Origin of the sequence: Oceanobacillus arenosus (genome assembly GCF_003369575.1) — a bacterium.
Lineage (GTDB): Bacteria > Bacillota > Bacilli > Bacillales > Amphibacillaceae > Oceanobacillus > Oceanobacillus arenosus.
In genome coordinates this window covers 162,266-178,358 of the sequence record NZ_PIOC01000014.1, presented here as the reverse complement: position 1 = coordinate 178,358, position 16,093 = coordinate 162,266, and the positions used below count along the sequence as shown (strand labels likewise).

The following is a 16,093-nucleotide window of genomic DNA, read 5'->3' as shown; positions in this document are numbered from 1 at the left end:
TGAAATGGAAGAAGAATGGCAGTGGATAGAGGATGTGCTGTCGGGCAATAAACAAGCCTATGCACAAATTATTAACAAATATAAAAATCCATTATATGCAACCATTTTAAGAATGACAAGAAACCAGCAGGATGCAGTTGACTTAGTTCAGGAATCTTTTATCAAAATTTATCACCAGCTTGGAAAGTTTGATGGAAAAGGCTCTTTTTCCAGTTGGATGTACCGTGTCGCAATCAATCATTGTATGGATGAATTCAGAAAAAAGCGTTTTAAAATGGAACAGGTTGAAGTAAGAGAAGATGATATCGTGGATTTTCATCATCCCGAATTGATTTTCTTAAAGAAAGAGAAAAATAGACAACTAGAAAAACTAATTGGCGGCCTTCCAGAAGATGAACGTATGATTCTTCTTTTGCGATATGAAAATGAGCAAAGTTACAGCGAAATCAGCGAATGTATGGGGCTTTCTTTAGCAACTGTAAGAAATAAACTTCATCGTGCCAAGAAAAAATTAAGAGAAACAATCGAAGTGGAAAAGGGAGGCTATTTTCATGATTTGTCCATCGAAAGATAAATTGGATCAATGGTTTGATATGTTTGATCAAGTCGATGAAATTATTCAATCACATGTAGAAACTTGTAAAGAATGTCAGCAAGTCATCAAGATGTACAGAGAAGAACAAGAATTGATTAAGGAGACGCTCTCTACACCAACATTACCTGATGATTTTACAATCGAAGTTTTGAAGAAGCTTGAGCCATATGAACAGAAGAAAAAGAGGAATAAGTGGAAATGGACGTTGCCGTCAGCAGCTGCTTGTGTGCTTGCCGTGGGATTAACAACTAATTTAAATCCAAGTTTTGCGGAATGGATTGGTGGACTTTTTACAACTGAAATAGTTGATCAAGGTTTACATATAGCTTCTGAAAATGGGCATACAAACCGCATTAATCAAGAAGTGGCGGACAATGGAATCACGTTTAGAGTGGAAGATTTGTTAGCAGACACTTCAAGGGTTGCGTTATCATTTCAAGCTGTAAAGAAAAATGGTGAAAAATTTAATCCTCAATTTGACAATAGAAGTGATGGGAAAAATGTCATTTCAGCTTATGATCAAGATGGAAATCCAATTAAAGATTTTGGGTATATAAATGGTTCAGATTATGGATTGATTGAATTTTATTTACGTGGGTATGAATCAATCGATTCACTTACGATTAAGTTTGAATTAACAGAATTAAATGGAACAAGAGGAAACTGGCAACTAGAGATTCCGGTTGATCTAAATGAAATTAAGGAAAGGACAACAAGGGTAGTTTTAGATGATCAGAAGATAAGTGAAAATGGTGTAGGGATTCACATAAAAGAAGTTCAATTTGCTCCAACTTCAAATGAATTTATGTATGATACGTATTTCACAGCTGAAGAAAAAGCAAAAGTGGAAGCACAAATTCAGGAGCTAGAAAATGCCTTTGGGAACAAAAATATTTTTAGATTTGCAAACTACAGTACAGACATTCAGTATCATATTGAAAATAAGAGTGGAAAGACCTTGTATACTGTTAATAACTTCCAAGATCAAGCCTATCCAAGTGATCCGGGGCTTATTCAAAGAACTGGGAAAGTTACCGGGGAGCTTGGATATATAAAATTTAATGAATCATTTATTCCTCAAAAAGAGGAAGATCTGCTTACATTCGTGCTTGATAGGGTGATAAAAACGGTCCCATCAGATTTCTCAATAAAGGTAAACCCGAAAGAATTAAAAGAGTATCCTCTTTCATTTGAATATGAAGGTAATTTTAACACCATTAAAAAGGTGGATATGCAGACGGACATTTCGATGCAAGAGATATCTCCAGAAACAGAACAGGTTTTAGTCATTGAGATGGAGGGGCAGAAGGAAGTTCCGTCATCAGATCTCGTATCATGGGCAATAGTTGATGATAAGGGAGAGGTATATGGAGCTGCTTTCCATAGCGGGTCCATTCTTGATGAGAAAGATGAGAATGGTCGTTTTAAGACAAATGCGACGTTGACTTTTGATGGATTAAGAGAGATTCCTAATGAATTCACCTTACATTTAATATCTGTGAAGCGATATGAAGAAGTGGAAAAAGAATGGAAAGTTCCGTTATATAAAGAGTCTTAGATTTGGATTTGTGTAGTAACCCTCTAGTAGAGATAGGTTAGTTATTCAAGAAAAGTGCGCGTTAGATGAAAATCGGATCTCAGAAAATAATCAAACTTTTTTATAAAAGATGTGTAATGTATCACAAATAAAAACCTCGTTTTGATCAATCTCTTTTTCAAAACGGGGTCTTTTAATTAAACGTGAAATGTGGGTTTGTGGGGTATTTTTGATCAAACTTTATTTTAAAGCTACACTGGAAAGAGCTAATCCAATTGGTTAGCTCTTTTTAATCATTACTTGTTAAACACAAAATATTAAGGTATCCTAAAAGGATAGAAACAGTTTTGTATGAACTAAAAATTATTTTTGAATAGAGGTATTTACATGCCAACACCAAGTATGGAAGATTATATAGAACAGATTTATAATTTAATTGATAAAAAAGGATATGCCCGTGTTTCCGATATTGCTGAGGCATTGGCAGTACATCCTTCATCAGTAACGAAAATGGTTCAAAAACTAGATAAAGATGAATATGTTGTTTATGAAAAATATCGGGGATTTGTTTTGACCGAAAAGGGGAAAAAGGTCGGCGAAAAATTAGTATTTAGACATGAATTATTAGAGGAATTCCTTAAAATAATTGGTGTTGATGACGAGAATATCTATGAAGATGTAGAAGGAATTGAACATCATTTAAGCTGGAATTCAATTGATCGTATTGGCGATCTTGTGAAATATTTCCAAACGAATGATACTCGTGTGGAGGATTTAAAACAAATTCAAGATACGGATAAAGCATAATTTTCGTGAATATTCCCAGTTCTAATTTCTTTTCTTTTGCTTAAAATTAGTATAAAAGCAAAAGGGGAGTGCGCATGAAAATTGATGCCGTCTTTTCTGGTGGTGGAGTCAAGGCTTTCGCATATATTGGCGTGCTTAAAAGTATTGAGGAGAATGAACTCAACATTGAACGCGTTGCTGGTACTTCTGCAGGAGCCATCGTTGCTTCACTTGTAGCTGCTAACTATTCAATCGAGGAGTTAACCGACATTATTAATGGGCTTAATCTCAAGCAATTTCTCGATCCACCAAAATTCACAAAATATTTGCCGATGAGTAAATGGATTCTCCTATTTTTCCAATTAGGAATTAATAAAGGTGATCGCTTAGAGTACTGGCTTGATCAGCTTTTGGCTAAGAAGAACATCCATACATTTCACGATATTAAAGACGGTTATTTAAAGGTCGTAGTAAGCGATCTTTCCTTAGGGAAACTGATTATAATTCCTGATGATTTAGAGCGTGTATATGGAATTAATCCGAACCACTTCCCAATTTCAAAGGCTGTTCGAATGAGTGCAGGCTTTCCTTATTTTTTCATGCCAAAGAAACTACCTGGAAAAACCAATAAGAAGAGCATTATTGTTGATGGTGGATTGCTTAGTAATTTTCCTTTATGGATTTTTGATAATAAGGATGGGCAAATTAATCGACCAGTTCTTGGCGTGAAATTTACTGGTAAGATTGAACAGTTAAACCAGCCAGTCGAAATCAAGAATGCATATGATATGTTCCATGCGCTCTTTACTACGATGAAGCAAGCACATGATGCACGCTATATTTCTAAATCACAGTTAAATAATATTCTTTTTATTCCTGTAGAAGAAGTCGGGGCAGTTAATTTTCATATAATGAAGGATACAAAAGAAAAATTATACCAATCTGGTAAGGCTAATGCAGATGAATTTTTAAAACACTGGCCAAAATAAGGAACAATCCTAGTTGTCACCGGAAATTCAGGAGGTGATTGCTAGCCTATATAACACTGATTTTCACAGCATCAAACAATAGAATGGAACCAAAAAGAAAAGATCTGCTACTCCTAGAGAGAAGCGCGATCTTTTCTTTTTGATTTATTTCCTTCAATAACCCTTAAATGGGTTGCGGTACGTTTGATTTTCTTCTTCTTTAGCAAGTCTGGTTGTTTTTTATTCACTACTTTTGTTCTTCGAATATTATTATCTGCTTTATATTTTGCTTTTGATAGTCTGACAGCCTTTTTATATTTTTTCATATCATTAGAAGGTGTTCTATTTCTGAGAAAGACAAAATAAAATACTGCAAATATCGCAGCACTACTTCCAATCACAATAAGAATCGTGAATAGAAAGTTCGCTGTATTAGTAAAAAGCTGTGAAACTAGCCCCACCACTGCTAAACCAATAATGAGATAAGTTACAATTGAGATTGTTTTACGAACCATCTTTTGTCCCCCTTTCTAAATAACAGATGTATTTACATACTGTTAATAATGTATACCACTAAATACAATTTTTATAGCCATATTTCATAAACATTTTATCAAAATGCTCGTATTACAAATTATTTCCTTATTTACATAAATTATTCAATCTTTTACTCTTAATTATAATGCTTTTGTCGGTACTTTACTAGGTATCCGCGCTTGAATTTGATTAATATTAGAATTACTCGTAACGGTTGCTGTTTGGTTGATATTTGTATAAATGGTCAATAATATCTTTGAGGTGGATAATATGGATGAAAAGAAACGGACAGAGAGAAGTGGAAGAAAGGAAACACTTTTACCTAACACATTATTAACGGGATTTATTGGTGGGTTATTTTGGAGTTTAGTAGGAGTTATCATGTCCTATTTTAATTTCACTGAGGTATCGCCGAGAACTTATATACTACGACCATGGCTTCGATTAGCGTGGACAGATGGATGGATAGGGGATGTCATCTCCATTCTAATAATTGGCATATTCTCTATTGTAACCGCACTGATTTACCTCGTTTTATTTAAGAAAGTTTATTCGATGTGGATGGGGCTTGCGTTTGGAGCTATTCTTTGGGGAATTGTCTTTTATTTGCTGCAACCAATCTTCCCTACTGTTCCTTCACTTCCTGAATTAAATTGGAATTCAATTCTTTCTACTTTATGTCTCTATATGTTATATGGTATATTTATTGGATTTACGATTTCTTACAATTATCAAGAATTAAAGAGACAACCTGCCGAATAAGCGTTATCAAACTGGCGTGAATTGACTATGAACAGCAGTGAGCAATTAAAAAACAATATTCATATACCATGATTTATGATAAAATTATACGAGCTGGGTTTAATGGAATGTATAACTGTTTTGGAAGGGGATAGTAAAAGTGGGAAAACTAGAGAAAGTAAGAAAAGCCCTAGAAGCAAATAATCTTGATGCAATTTTAATCGAAAGTCCATTTAATCGCAGGTACATTACTGGATTCACTGGAACTTCTGGTGTTGCAATTATTGCGAATACGGATACTCGTTTTATCACCGATTTCAGGTATACAGAACAAGCAACAACACAAGCAAAAGGGTATAAAGTAATCGAACATAAGCAAGGAATTTTTGTAGAGATTAGGGCTCAGTTACAGGAAATGAATGTGAAGCGACTCGGGTTTGAGAAAGATTATGTTACATACAGTCAATTTGAATCTTATCAAAAAGAATTGGATGTCGAGCTTGTTCCTGTTAGCGGCATACTAGAAGAAATCCGTCTAATTAAGGATAATGACGAATTAGCAATTCTTAAGAAAGCTGCTAAAATTGCCGATGATGCATTTGCGCATATCCAATCATTCATTAAACCTGGTGTAAAAGAAATAGAAATTTCCAATGAACTTGAATTCTTCATGCGTAAACAAGGAGCAACCGCATCAAGCTTTGATACAATCGTTGCATCAGGACTAAGGTCTGCATTCCCGCATGGAGTAGCATCAGATAAGGAAATTCAATCAGGTGAATTAGTGACATTGGATTATGGAGCAATTTATCAAGGCTATTGCTCTGATATTACTAGAACGGTTGCAGTTGGTGAAATTAGCGATGAATTAAGAACCATTTATGATACCGTTTTAGAAGCGAATATCCGGGGAATAAAAGGAATTAAACCGGGTATAACAGGAAAAGAAGCAGATGCATTAACAAGAGACTATATTACAGAAAAAGGCTTCGGACAATACTTCGGTCATTCTACAGGTCATGGTGTCGGTCTTGAAGTACATGAAGGACCAGCTTTATCCAGTCGCTCTGATGCAATATTAAAGCCTGGGATGATCGTAACAGTTGAACCAGGCATTTATATTGCTGGTGTTGGCGGATGTAGAATAGAGGATGATCTTGTTATTACAGAAACTGGTAATGAAAGATTGACATTTGCACCGAAAGAATTAATACAATTATAGTTTATGTTTAGGGAGGAAATTAGCAATGATTTCAGTAAATGATTTTAAGACAGGATTAACAATTGAAGTAGATAATGATATTTGGCAAGTACTTGAATTCCAACATGTAAAACCAGGAAAAGGTGCTGCATTTGTGCGTTCTAAACTTCGTAACCTTAGAAATGGCAATATTCAAGAAAAAACTTTCCGAGGTGGTGAAAAAGTAGGAAAGGCACATATCGAAAATAAAAAAATGCAATACCTATATGCTTCAGGTGATGCGCATGCATTCATGGATACAACAACATATGAACAAATCGAAATCCCTGAACAACAAATCGAGGACCAGCTTAAATTCATGAAAGAGAACATGGAAGTTCATATCATATCCTACGAAGGTGAAATTCTAGGTGTTGACCTTCCAAATTCAGTCGAATTGGAAGTTATTGAAACAGAACCAGGAATTAAAGGGGATACAGCTAGTGGGGGCTCAAAACCTGCTACAGTAGAAACTGGGCATGTTGTACAAGTACCATTTTTCATCAATAAAGGTGATGTACTTGTGATTAATACTTCGGATGGTAAATATGTTTCAAGAGCATAAGTAAAAAGATTAATATTAAAACAGTCCTAATTTATTAGTTAGGGCTGTTTTTTTGTTGCTTAGGAAATTATAAAAATTGGAAGTTGTGGATAACTTAATTACCGAGAATTGCCACGTCCAGCCCCAGCGCTAAAGCTGTATCGACACTTCCCTCACTTCCGTAATCTAAGTCAACCGCTTACGCTCCAAAAGAGTTTCCTTAATCTCAAAAGGCAAGAAGAAGTTTGTACACAGCTCAAACTAGCTTTAAGCTTTTGTTCTATAGAAAATATACCATCAACGCAAGTAGGTTTGCAGCTTAGCTTATATCAATAACGTGAAGCAGTGTGAAATATATCTTTAGAAAATTGGCGAAAGGAGGATCCAGTGTTACATCCTTACAACCCCGACCATTGCTTAACATGACTTACGCATTTGTTTCGTGTAAATTCATCTGTTGCACGTCATAATCTATACGGGTAGGACATACATTATGATATAGCTAAGGAACGAAATGAGGAAATGTGATGGAAGAAATTTTGCGATTATTTCCACTTGAGATAAGACAGGCTGTGGAGGCAAGAATTGATAACCGCTGGAACATCCTGCAGGAAATTCGGATCCGGTTAGATAAACCGATGGAGCTTATTTTCGATATGAAAACGGAATGGATTGGAAATTACCGACCGAAAAAGCAGGATAGCCAATTTATTGTGAATCAATTAAGTGAATTTTCCTTATATCGAATGGAGGATGAGCTTAGGGAAGGCTACATTACGATTGAGGGTGGGCATCGTGTTGGGATTGCTGGCAAAGTAAATACATTAAATGGCGCTGTAAAAGCAATACAATACATTACCTTCTTTAACATCCGAATTGCTAAGGAAAAAATTGGGGCAGCAATTCCAGTCCTTCCATATATTTATGATAGTAACTATTTAAACACGTTAATTATTGGTGCCCCACAGACAGGAAAGACAACATTAATTCGTGATATTACAAGAATCATTGCTACCGGATGGAAGAAAGTGGAGGCAAAAAAAGTTGGTGTGATTGATGAAAGATCGGAAATTGCTGCTTCAATTAAGGGAGTTCCCCAGCATGATATTGGTATGCGAACCGATGTACTTGATGCTTGTCCAAAGGCGGAAGGATTAATGATGATGATCCGCTCGATGTCACCAGATGTGTTAATTGTCGATGAAATTGGTAGTAAACAGGATATTGATGCGCTAATGGAGGCGCTTAATGCAGGGGTAACGATTATTTGCTCGATACATGGCCGAGACTTGGACGAGTTAAGAAAACGACCGTCCTTACAAATTCTCTTTGATCAAAAGGTGTTTCAGCGCATGATTCTATTAGAAAAACAGCTTAAACCTGCACAGATTAAACAAATATATGATCAAAATGGAGTAAATATTTTACAGAAATCGAGGTATCTAACAAATGAAGTGGATAGGAGCACTTCTTTTCATCGGCACAACTACATGGATGGGTTTTGAATGGAGCAATAAATTAACCCAACGTCCAAAGCATATTCGCCAGCTCAAAAACGCATTGCAAATTTTGGAGGCAGAGATTATCTATAGTCAATCACCACTAAGGGATGCCTTTACCTCTATTGCTAAACAATTACCGGACCCGTTAAAGACATTCTTTGAATCACTTGGAAACAGTATGAAAGAAGAGGATATTGATTTATTTATACTATGGGAAAAGCATGTATTTGAATTAATGAAAATGTCGAGCTTAGGTGGAAATGAGCGAGAAATTCTCAAACAATTTGGCAGAACACTGGGCCAGCATGATTTCTATCAACAACAGAAATATATCCAACTAACCTTAACCCATCTTGATAGAGAACTAGAAGACGCAAGGGATGAACAATACAAATATAGTAAGTTAGCGAAGAGTATTGGTGTATTATGTGGAATATTTATTGTATTACTTTTTATATAGTAACAACAGTGAAAGCGTCAACAGGATAAAGGGAACTTCTCTACGGGTCTAGATCTGGAAGTGCCTGGTTTTATATTATTGCATTTGCGCCGTGAAAGGGGAGTATCCATGTTTATCGATGCCTCTATCTTATTTCAAATTGCCGGAATCGGCATCATTGTCGCATTAATCCATACAATCTTAAAACAAATGGGGAAAGAAGAGATTGCGCAATTTGCTACATTAATTGGATTTATTATTGTGCTCATCATTGTAATTAATGGAATTTCTGATTTATTTCAACAAATAAAATCAGTATTTCTATTCTAGGGGTAATAAACATGGATATTTTACAAATTGTCATTCTCGGAATTATCGCGAGTATTCTTTATATCATTCTAAAGCAAATCAATGCCTCTTTTGCATTTGTTCTAATCCTCATAACAGGAATTATTATATTTATGTCCATCATCAACCAGATTGGGGTTATTTTTCAATTAATACAAACGCTTGGACAGAAGGCAAACGTACAAGGATTGTATTTGGAAACAATCCTAAAAATCATTGGAATCTCCTATATTGCCGAGCTTGGTGCAAGTTTAACGAAAGAGGCGGGGCTTGGAGCTGTCGCAAAGAATATCGAGCTTGCGGGAAAAATCTTTATTCTGCTATTAGCTGTGCCGATTATTACTGCAGTCATTGAAGCAATACTCAGCTTCTTACCAACTACTTAAATTCATCAAAAACGATTCATCTGAAGGGGGATACTAGGATGAATGAAATCCAATAAACCAATTGCTATTTTTCTGCTCACATTCATTTTTCTCTTCTATGGACCTGCAGCTGTTTTTGCTGAAACCGCAACAAATGATGTCGAAGAGGCATTGCTAGAAGAAATTTCATTAGAAGGAGTTCAAGATTATTGGAATCAGATTGTCGATGAATATGGTAGCTTTTTACCAGATTTAGAGAAAACATCGATATATGAACTCATTAAAAATCAAGAATCCTTTTCCTTTAAAAATATGGTTATGGGCTCTATTAAGTATTTATTTCATGAGTTGATTCTTAATGGCAAGCTTTTAGGAACGCTATTGATGCTTACGCTTTTTTCCATCATCTTACAAACAATGCATGCAGCATTTGAGCAAAGTATGGTAAGTAAAATTGCATATTTTGTTGTCTATGTCGTCCTAATCTTTATTGCATTAAACAGCTTTTATGTTGCGGTTAACTATGTAGAGGAAGCCATTTCAACGATGAGTACATTCATGATTTCGCTCATTCCGCTCTTACTTGGATTAATGGCATCGTTTGGCAATGTTGTATCAGTATCGTTTTTTCATCCAATAATCATTTTGTTAATTAATTTAAGTGGGATCATTACGTCCAATTTTATTTTGCCATTGCTATCTATCTCTGCATTATTGGTCATTGTAAGTAGTTTAAGTGAAAATTACAAAGTAACCAATTTAGCAAATTTATTTAGAAATTTTGGCGTGGGTACCCTTGGCGTTTTCTTAACGATTTTTTTAGGCGTGATGTCAGTCCAGGGTGCAACGAGTGCGATTCAAGACGGGGTAGCAATGAAGACGGCAAAATTTATTACAGGTAACTTTATTCCTGTTGTCGGCCGAACCTTCACAGATGCAGCAGATACAATCCTAAGTGCATCATTATTGCTGAAAAATGCAGTCGGTATTGTTGGGCTGATTATTATCCTATGTTTTGCCCTGTTCCCAGCAATAAAAGTAATGGCGATCGCACTTATATATAAACTGGTTGCCGCTATTTTGCAACCAGTTGGCGACGGTCCCGTGATCAAAACATTAAATACGATAAGTAATTACATTTTGTATATTCTTGCATGTTTATTAGCAGTATCGTTTATGTTTCTGTTAGCAATTGTCATCATTGTAATCGCTAGTAATATTACGCTGCTCTTACGATAGGATGGATATGATGGGGGTACTGATTGATTGGGTTACACAAATAATCTTGTTTATCATTCTAGCGACGATCATTGATTTACTGATTCCGGCTACCAGTATGAAGAAATATATCAAATTAGTCGTTGGCTTAATATTAATATTAATTTTATTGCAGCCTATCTTTTATATATTCAATGTTGACATAGAAAAGGCGATAGAATCTTCAATCCAGACAGCAGTCGAGGGTGATAGAAAAAATGATTCCGTTAAAAATTTGATTAATATACAAAAAAAAGAGATAGAAACCACACAAGATGCATATATTTTAGAACAAATGGCTGTCCAATTAAAAGCATTAGCAAATGATTCTCTTACTGAGGAATATCATGTAGAGATATCCAACATAGAATTCCTTTTTACAGGTGAGCAGGAGATGTCCTATGAGAATCTAAATGAAGTCATTGTACACGTATTAGAATTAAAGGATGGGGAGGGAGCCATGAATGTCGTTGAAGATGTCGTAATAAACACCAATAACCCAGTAGAAAGTGAAGAGAGAATAAATGAACAGGAAATAATTAAAAGGCTAAAAGAAATTTGGGAATTTAATGACAAGGAGATTTCACTTTATTGGGAGGGAGGGTCATCTTGAAACAAAAATTTGAAAACTTCTTTCGATCAAAGAGTACAAATAGCGGTAATCATCCCATCTCCAAAAAAACTGGCTATATCATCGTCCTTGGTTTAATAGGTTTACTCATCATCGTTCTTAGCAATTTCTTCTCCCCCACGAAGGAAGAGGCAGAAATTGATCAAGCACTCATCAACCCACAGCCAGAAGACGTCGAAGTAACAAGTGCAGAAGAGTCACCATTAACCTCAGATGTTGCAGAATTAGAAAAAAGCTATGAACGAGATCTGGAAGCCATGTTAAATAAAATTCAAGGCGTGACAGATGCCGAGGTCATGGTAAATTTAGAATCGACGAAAGTAAATGTCTATGAGAAGAACCTAATCATTGGCGAACAGTCGACAGATGAAAATGATCGAAATGGTGGAACAAGAAAGGTAGAGGATCGAACAGAAGAATCGCAAATTGTCTTTGTAAGACAGGGGGACAAGGAAGTTCCACTATTAGTGAAAACAGAAAGGCCAAAGGTTAGCGGCGTGTTTGTCGTAGCAAAGGGTGCAGACCATGCGACAGTAAAAAGCTGGATAGTCGAAGCAGTATCGCGTGTACTTGATGTTCCAACACATAGAGTTTCTGTAATGCCAAAGAGCTAGGAGGAGGATTTTCATGTTAAAAAAACAAACGGTATGGTTATTGACAATGCTCAGCTTGATGATTGTGCTAAGTGTCTATTATATTCTAGGTGGGAATAACAATGATAATTTAGCGTTCATTAATGATGGACAATCTGATCAAAACCAATCAGTACCAACGGATTCAGAAGCCACGGATAGTGAAGGAAATGCCAAAGTAACAGGAGTTGAGAGCTCAAGTCAGGATGAAATTTTTACATCCATCCGAATGAAAGTAACCGAAAATAGAGATATGAAACTTGAGCGGCTAAATGATGTATTAGCAGCAAGTAGTTCCAGTGTGAGTGAGAAAAATGAGGCAAAAGAAGAAATTGATAAGATCGGGACAATTGAAACAAAAGAAAAGATCTTAGAAGAGACAATCTTAAATAATGCCGAATATGATGATGTCCTTGTTCGTGTAGATAATGATAAGGTGCATGTTCAAGTTCTAGTTGACCAATTATCAGCAACAGAAGCGGATAATATCATGCAATTGGTGAGAGATGAGTTTGGTGATGAAGTTACTACAGATGTTAATTTCCAGCCGTCAATTGAGAAAGAATAGCTTGCATATTAGAGCAAAAATCCAGATGTGATCATACTTCTGGATTTTTACTTTTAATATTACGATTCGCATTACGGGAGCAACACTGGTATAATTTTATAGAATGCTGTTTAAAATCTAGACATACTACTTAGTAAATTTTAAGTTAATAATGATTAACGAAAGGATATATTTGATGCTGAATACGAGATTTATCTTGAAGAAATCATTTATTTTCTTTAAAATGTTAAAAGAAGTTATTAGTGTCTCATCATAATTTTTAAGCAGATATACATTGCAAAGGTGCAACTACGGTTGTTACGTAATGGCTTGGTGGCAATCAAGTTTTCTAATATTCTTATCATAAATCGAATAAATGAGGTGGCAATAATGTTGAAAGTAGAAGAAATCCGTGAATTAATAAATGTAGTTGATGAATCATCAATTAGTGAATTCACATATGAAGCAGAAGGTACAACAATTACAATCAAGAAGGAAGCAGATAAACAAGCAGCCGTTCGTGAGCTTGCAAGCAATACACCAGTACCAGTGAAACAAGAAAGTGTTCGAGTGGAAGCACCAGTTCAAGATATGAGTGTTGATCCAGCAAATGTTGTAGCAAGTGTAGATACGGATGCAAAAGAAAATTATGACTATGAGATCGTTTCGCCAATGGTTGGAACGTTTTATGCGGCAGCAACTCCTGAAGGTGATAAATTTGTCTCACAAGGTAGTAACGTTGATAATGATACAGTCGTTTGTATCGTTGAAGCAATGAAGCTATTTAATGAAATTGAAGCAGAAGTAAAAGGTGAAATCGTGGAGATATTAGTTGAAGACGGTGAGCTTGTCGAATACGGTCAGCCACTATTTAGAGTAAAGTCAAAGTAAGGAGATGGACTAAGTGATAAAGAAACTGTTAATTGCTAACAGAGGTGAGATTGCTGTTCGAATTATACGTGCATGTAAAGAATTAGATATTGAAACGGTAGCCGTATATTCAGAGGCAGATAAAGAATCGCTACATGTCCAGCTAGCGGATGAAGCATATTGTATCGGGCCGAAATTAAGTAAAGATAGTTATCTTAATTTCACGAATATCATAAGTGTAGCTATGTTAACGAATGTCGATGCAATCCATCCTGGTTATGGATTTTTGGCTGAAAATGCAGATTTCGCAGAGATTTGTAAGGCATGTAATATTACGTTTATTGGACCAAGTGCAGAGGCAATTCAAAAGATGGGGATCAAGGATGTTGCACGAGAAACAATGAAAGCCGCGAATGTCCCAATCGTTCCAGGATCGAATGGAATTATTGCAAATGAAAAAGAAGGTCTTGAAATTGCAAATAGTATCGGTTTTCCAGTTATTATTAAAGCTACTGCCGGTGGTGGTGGTAAAGGAATTCGAGTTGCTAGAAGCGAAGATGAATTAATCAAAGGCATTCAAGTAACACAAACAGAAGCGGAAACGGCATTTGGTAATCCAGGTGTATATATCGAAAAATTTATTGAAGACTTCCGTCATGTTGAAATTCAAATAATAGCTGATACTCATGGTAATGTTGTACACTTAGGTGAGAGAGATTGTACGATCCAACGACGCTTACAAAAGCTTGTTGAAGAAACGCCTTCGCCAGCATTGACACCAGAAATAAGGGAAAAAATGGGTCAAGCTTCTGTTAAAGCTGCTAAAGCTGTGAATTATGTTGGTGCAGGTACGATTGAATATATTTTCGACCGAAAATCGAAGCAATTTTATTTCATGGAAATGAATACGAGAATTCAAGTAGAACATCCGATTACAGAAATGGTAACCGGAGTCGATTTAATTAAGGAACAAATTAATATTGCGAATAACGAGAAACTATCAATTAGCCAAGAGGATATCGTCTTTAAGGGCTATGCAATGGAATGCAGAATAAATGCAGAGAATCCATTTAAAAACTTCATGCCATCAGCAGGTACAATTGATATGTATTTAGCACCAGGTGGCTATGGGGTAAGAGTTGATTCTGCTGCATATACTGGTTATACAATACCACCATATTATGATTCCATGATTGCGAAGTTAATTGCCTATGGATCCACTCGTGAAGAGGTCGTGAATCGAATGAAACGTGCACTTGATGAGTTTGTAATTGAAGGAGTGCATACTACGATTCCATTCCATCGTTTAATTATGGAAAACGAAGTATTTCTTAAAGGAGATTTCAACACAAACTTCTTGGAAGAGAACCCAATCGTTGAAAAGTAATCAGTACGCGAATTCTCATGAATAAGGAGTGATTGGATGTCGGAACAAACACTACTAAATGTTAGCGACAATGACGCGTTAGGAAAAGTAGAAATTGCTCCTGAAGTCATTGAAGTAATTGCTGGAATCGCTGCAACGGAAGTAAAAGGACTCTATGCAATGAGAGGTAATTTTGCTTCAGGTGTCGCAGAACGTTTAGGTAAAAAACCGCATAATAAAGGGGTTAGAGTGGAACTAACGGAAAACGGCGTGTCCATTGATCTCTATGTTATCTTACATTTTGGTGTATCCATTCCAATTGTAGCTCAGGAAATCCAGACAAGCATTAGGCAAACCCTAATCAATATGACTGCAATCGAAATTGAAGAGATCAATATTCATGTTGTTGGGATTCAAATGGAAGATAAAACGTTTACGGAAGTTGAAGAATAAAAAGGAGGTCAAAAGATTGTATCTTTTGACCTCTATCATTTTTAGGCAATTGCTAATCACAGGAATCTAGCATTGCCTTCTTAATCATGTTATTATTTGAAAGAGAACGATAAGGGAGCAATGAACGATGAATCGACATACGGCTAGAGAAAAGGCATTTCAAATTCTTTTCCAACTAGATATTAATGATAATGAACCACAGGAAGCAATTACAGCATTTTTAGAAACAGAAGATAGTGATGCATTTTTAAAAGGTTTGGTTGAAGGTGTGACGAATGTTAAAGACGAAATCGATACGATAATTACTGGAAATCTTGAAAATTGGTCATTAGATCGCATCGCTGCCGTTGAGAAAACGATTTTGCGTATTGCTACCTATGAAATACGCTTTATAGAAGATATTCCAAGAAATGTATCAATCAATGAAGCGGTTGAATTAGGCAATGTTTATGGCGATGATAAATCAGGTAAATTTATTAATGGTGTTTTATCAAGAATCGATAAATAGAAGCCAGGCTTTATTAATTAGGTTCATTTTGCATTGTTAGTTGTTATTTATATAAAGTGCGATATTTCTTGGATTGATGATTTACTCTCGAACTGGCCGCTAGGGAAAGAGTGAAATCTATCGATATGGAAGTGGCAAATAGACTAACTATAGCCGTTAATCTTTGTTGTGGATAGGACAACGAAAATCAACTTTGAACCTAGTTTTCATTTTATATCAACATTGTA

General features: G+C 35.7%; 20 protein-coding genes. 19 read left to right on the top strand and 1 reads right to left on the bottom strand.

What is annotated here, in order from left to right:
- Positions 1 to 4 precede the first annotated feature (4 nt).
- The 4 genes from CWR48_RS09020 (at position 5) to CWR48_RS09005 (ending at position 3,907) form a co-directional block, all read left to right on the top strand.
- Positions 5 to 574, top strand: coding sequence for an RNA polymerase sigma factor (locus CWR48_RS09020; protein ID WP_115772908.1), 570 nt, complete (start codon positions 5 to 7; stop codon positions 572 to 574).
- Positions 552 to 2,153 (top strand): DUF4179 domain-containing protein, encoded by a 1,602-nt coding sequence (locus tag CWR48_RS09015; protein WP_115772907.1) that lies wholly within the window; start codon positions 552 to 554, stop codon positions 2,151 to 2,153. Before CWR48_RS09020 ends, CWR48_RS09015 begins: the two co-directional genes overlap by 23 nt.
- Before the next feature lie 366 nt (positions 2,154 to 2,519).
- Positions 2,520 to 2,939: a transcriptional regulator MntR gene (gene mntR / locus CWR48_RS09010; RefSeq protein ID WP_115772906.1), complete on the top strand. Its 420-nt coding sequence runs from the start codon at positions 2,520 to 2,522 to the stop codon at positions 2,937 to 2,939.
- Positions 2,940 to 3,013: 74 nt separating this feature from the next.
- Positions 3,014 to 3,907, top strand: coding sequence for a patatin-like phospholipase family protein (locus CWR48_RS09005; protein WP_115772905.1), 894 nt, complete (start codon positions 3,014 to 3,016; stop codon positions 3,905 to 3,907).
- Between the two features lie 113 nt (positions 3,908 to 4,020).
- On the opposite strand, the gene CWR48_RS09000 is transcribed toward CWR48_RS09005, so the two are convergent.
- The gene (locus CWR48_RS09000; protein ID WP_115772904.1) at positions 4,021 to 4,401 is read right to left on the bottom strand and encodes an SA1362 family protein; all 381 of its coding nucleotides are present in this window, start codon (positions 4,399 to 4,401) and stop codon (positions 4,021 to 4,023) included.
- 292 nt (positions 4,402 to 4,693) lie between these two features.
- On the opposite strand from CWR48_RS09000, the gene CWR48_RS08995 reads away from it, so the two are divergent.
- The 15 genes from CWR48_RS08995 (at position 4,694) to nusB (ending at position 15,866) form a co-directional block, all read left to right on the top strand.
- Positions 4,694 to 5,185 (top strand): YqhR family membrane protein, encoded by a 492-nt coding sequence (locus CWR48_RS08995; protein ID WP_115772903.1) that lies wholly within the window; start codon positions 4,694 to 4,696, stop codon positions 5,183 to 5,185.
- 139 nt (positions 5,186 to 5,324) lie between these two features.
- Entirely contained in the window at positions 5,325 to 6,386 is a 1,062-nt protein-coding gene (locus tag CWR48_RS08990) for a M24 family metallopeptidase (RefSeq protein WP_115772902.1), read from the top strand.
- Between the two features lie 25 nt (positions 6,387 to 6,411).
- Positions 6,412 to 6,969: an elongation factor P gene (gene efp, locus CWR48_RS08985; RefSeq protein ID WP_115772901.1), complete on the top strand. Its 558-nt coding sequence runs from the start codon at positions 6,412 to 6,414 to the stop codon at positions 6,967 to 6,969.
- Positions 6,970 to 7,475: 506 nt separating this feature from the next.
- Positions 7,476 to 8,453, top strand: coding sequence for a stage III sporulation protein AA (gene spoIIIAA / locus CWR48_RS08980; protein WP_115772900.1), 978 nt, complete (start codon positions 7,476 to 7,478; stop codon positions 8,451 to 8,453).
- A complete protein-coding gene (gene spoIIIAB, locus CWR48_RS08975) occupies positions 8,398 to 8,910 on the top strand; it encodes a stage III sporulation protein SpoIIIAB (protein WP_115772899.1) in 513 nt (170 codons plus the stop codon). Before spoIIIAA ends, spoIIIAB begins: the two co-directional genes overlap by 56 nt.
- Before the next feature lie 108 nt (positions 8,911 to 9,018).
- On the top strand, positions 9,019 to 9,219 hold the full coding sequence (gene spoIIIAC, locus CWR48_RS08970; protein ID WP_115772898.1) for a stage III sporulation protein AC: 201 nt from the start codon (positions 9,019 to 9,021) through the stop codon (positions 9,217 to 9,219).
- 11 nt (positions 9,220 to 9,230) lie between these two features.
- Positions 9,231 to 9,623, top strand: coding sequence for a stage III sporulation protein AD (gene spoIIIAD, locus CWR48_RS08965; protein WP_115772897.1), 393 nt, complete (start codon positions 9,231 to 9,233; stop codon positions 9,621 to 9,623).
- Positions 9,624 to 9,665: 42 nt separating this feature from the next.
- Positions 9,666 to 10,841, top strand: a complete 1,176-nt coding sequence (gene spoIIIAE, locus CWR48_RS08960) for a stage III sporulation protein AE (RefSeq protein ID WP_115772896.1) — start codon at positions 9,666 to 9,668, stop codon at positions 10,839 to 10,841.
- 7 nt (positions 10,842 to 10,848) lie between these two features.
- Positions 10,849 to 11,472: a stage III sporulation protein AF gene (spoIIIAF, locus tag CWR48_RS08955; protein ID WP_245976772.1), complete on the top strand. Its 624-nt coding sequence runs from the start codon at positions 10,849 to 10,851 to the stop codon at positions 11,470 to 11,472.
- Complete coding sequence (gene spoIIIAG / locus CWR48_RS08950) at positions 11,469 to 12,104, top strand: stage III sporulation protein AG (RefSeq protein WP_115772894.1); 636 nt, start codon at positions 11,469 to 11,471, stop codon at positions 12,102 to 12,104. Before spoIIIAF ends, spoIIIAG begins: the two co-directional genes overlap by 4 nt.
- A 13-nt stretch (positions 12,105 to 12,117) precedes the next feature.
- Positions 12,118 to 12,690: a SpoIIIAH-like family protein gene (locus tag CWR48_RS08945; RefSeq protein ID WP_115772893.1), complete on the top strand. Its 573-nt coding sequence runs from the start codon at positions 12,118 to 12,120 to the stop codon at positions 12,688 to 12,690.
- A 369-nt stretch (positions 12,691 to 13,059) separates the two neighbouring features.
- Entirely contained in the window at positions 13,060 to 13,560 is a 501-nt protein-coding gene (accB, locus tag CWR48_RS08940; protein WP_115772892.1) for an acetyl-CoA carboxylase biotin carboxyl carrier protein, read from the top strand.
- Positions 13,561 to 13,573: 13 nt separating this feature from the next.
- Positions 13,574 to 14,926, top strand: coding sequence for an acetyl-CoA carboxylase biotin carboxylase subunit (gene accC, locus CWR48_RS08935; RefSeq protein WP_115772891.1), 1,353 nt, complete (start codon positions 13,574 to 13,576; stop codon positions 14,924 to 14,926).
- A gap of 36 nt (positions 14,927 to 14,962) precedes the next feature.
- Positions 14,963 to 15,358, top strand: a complete 396-nt coding sequence (locus CWR48_RS08930) for an Asp23/Gls24 family envelope stress response protein (protein WP_115772890.1) — start codon at positions 14,963 to 14,965, stop codon at positions 15,356 to 15,358.
- Between the two features lie 127 nt (positions 15,359 to 15,485).
- Positions 15,486 to 15,866, top strand: a complete 381-nt coding sequence (nusB, locus tag CWR48_RS08925; protein WP_115772889.1) for a transcription antitermination factor NusB — start codon at positions 15,486 to 15,488, stop codon at positions 15,864 to 15,866.
- Positions 15,867 to 16,093 lie beyond the last annotated feature (227 nt).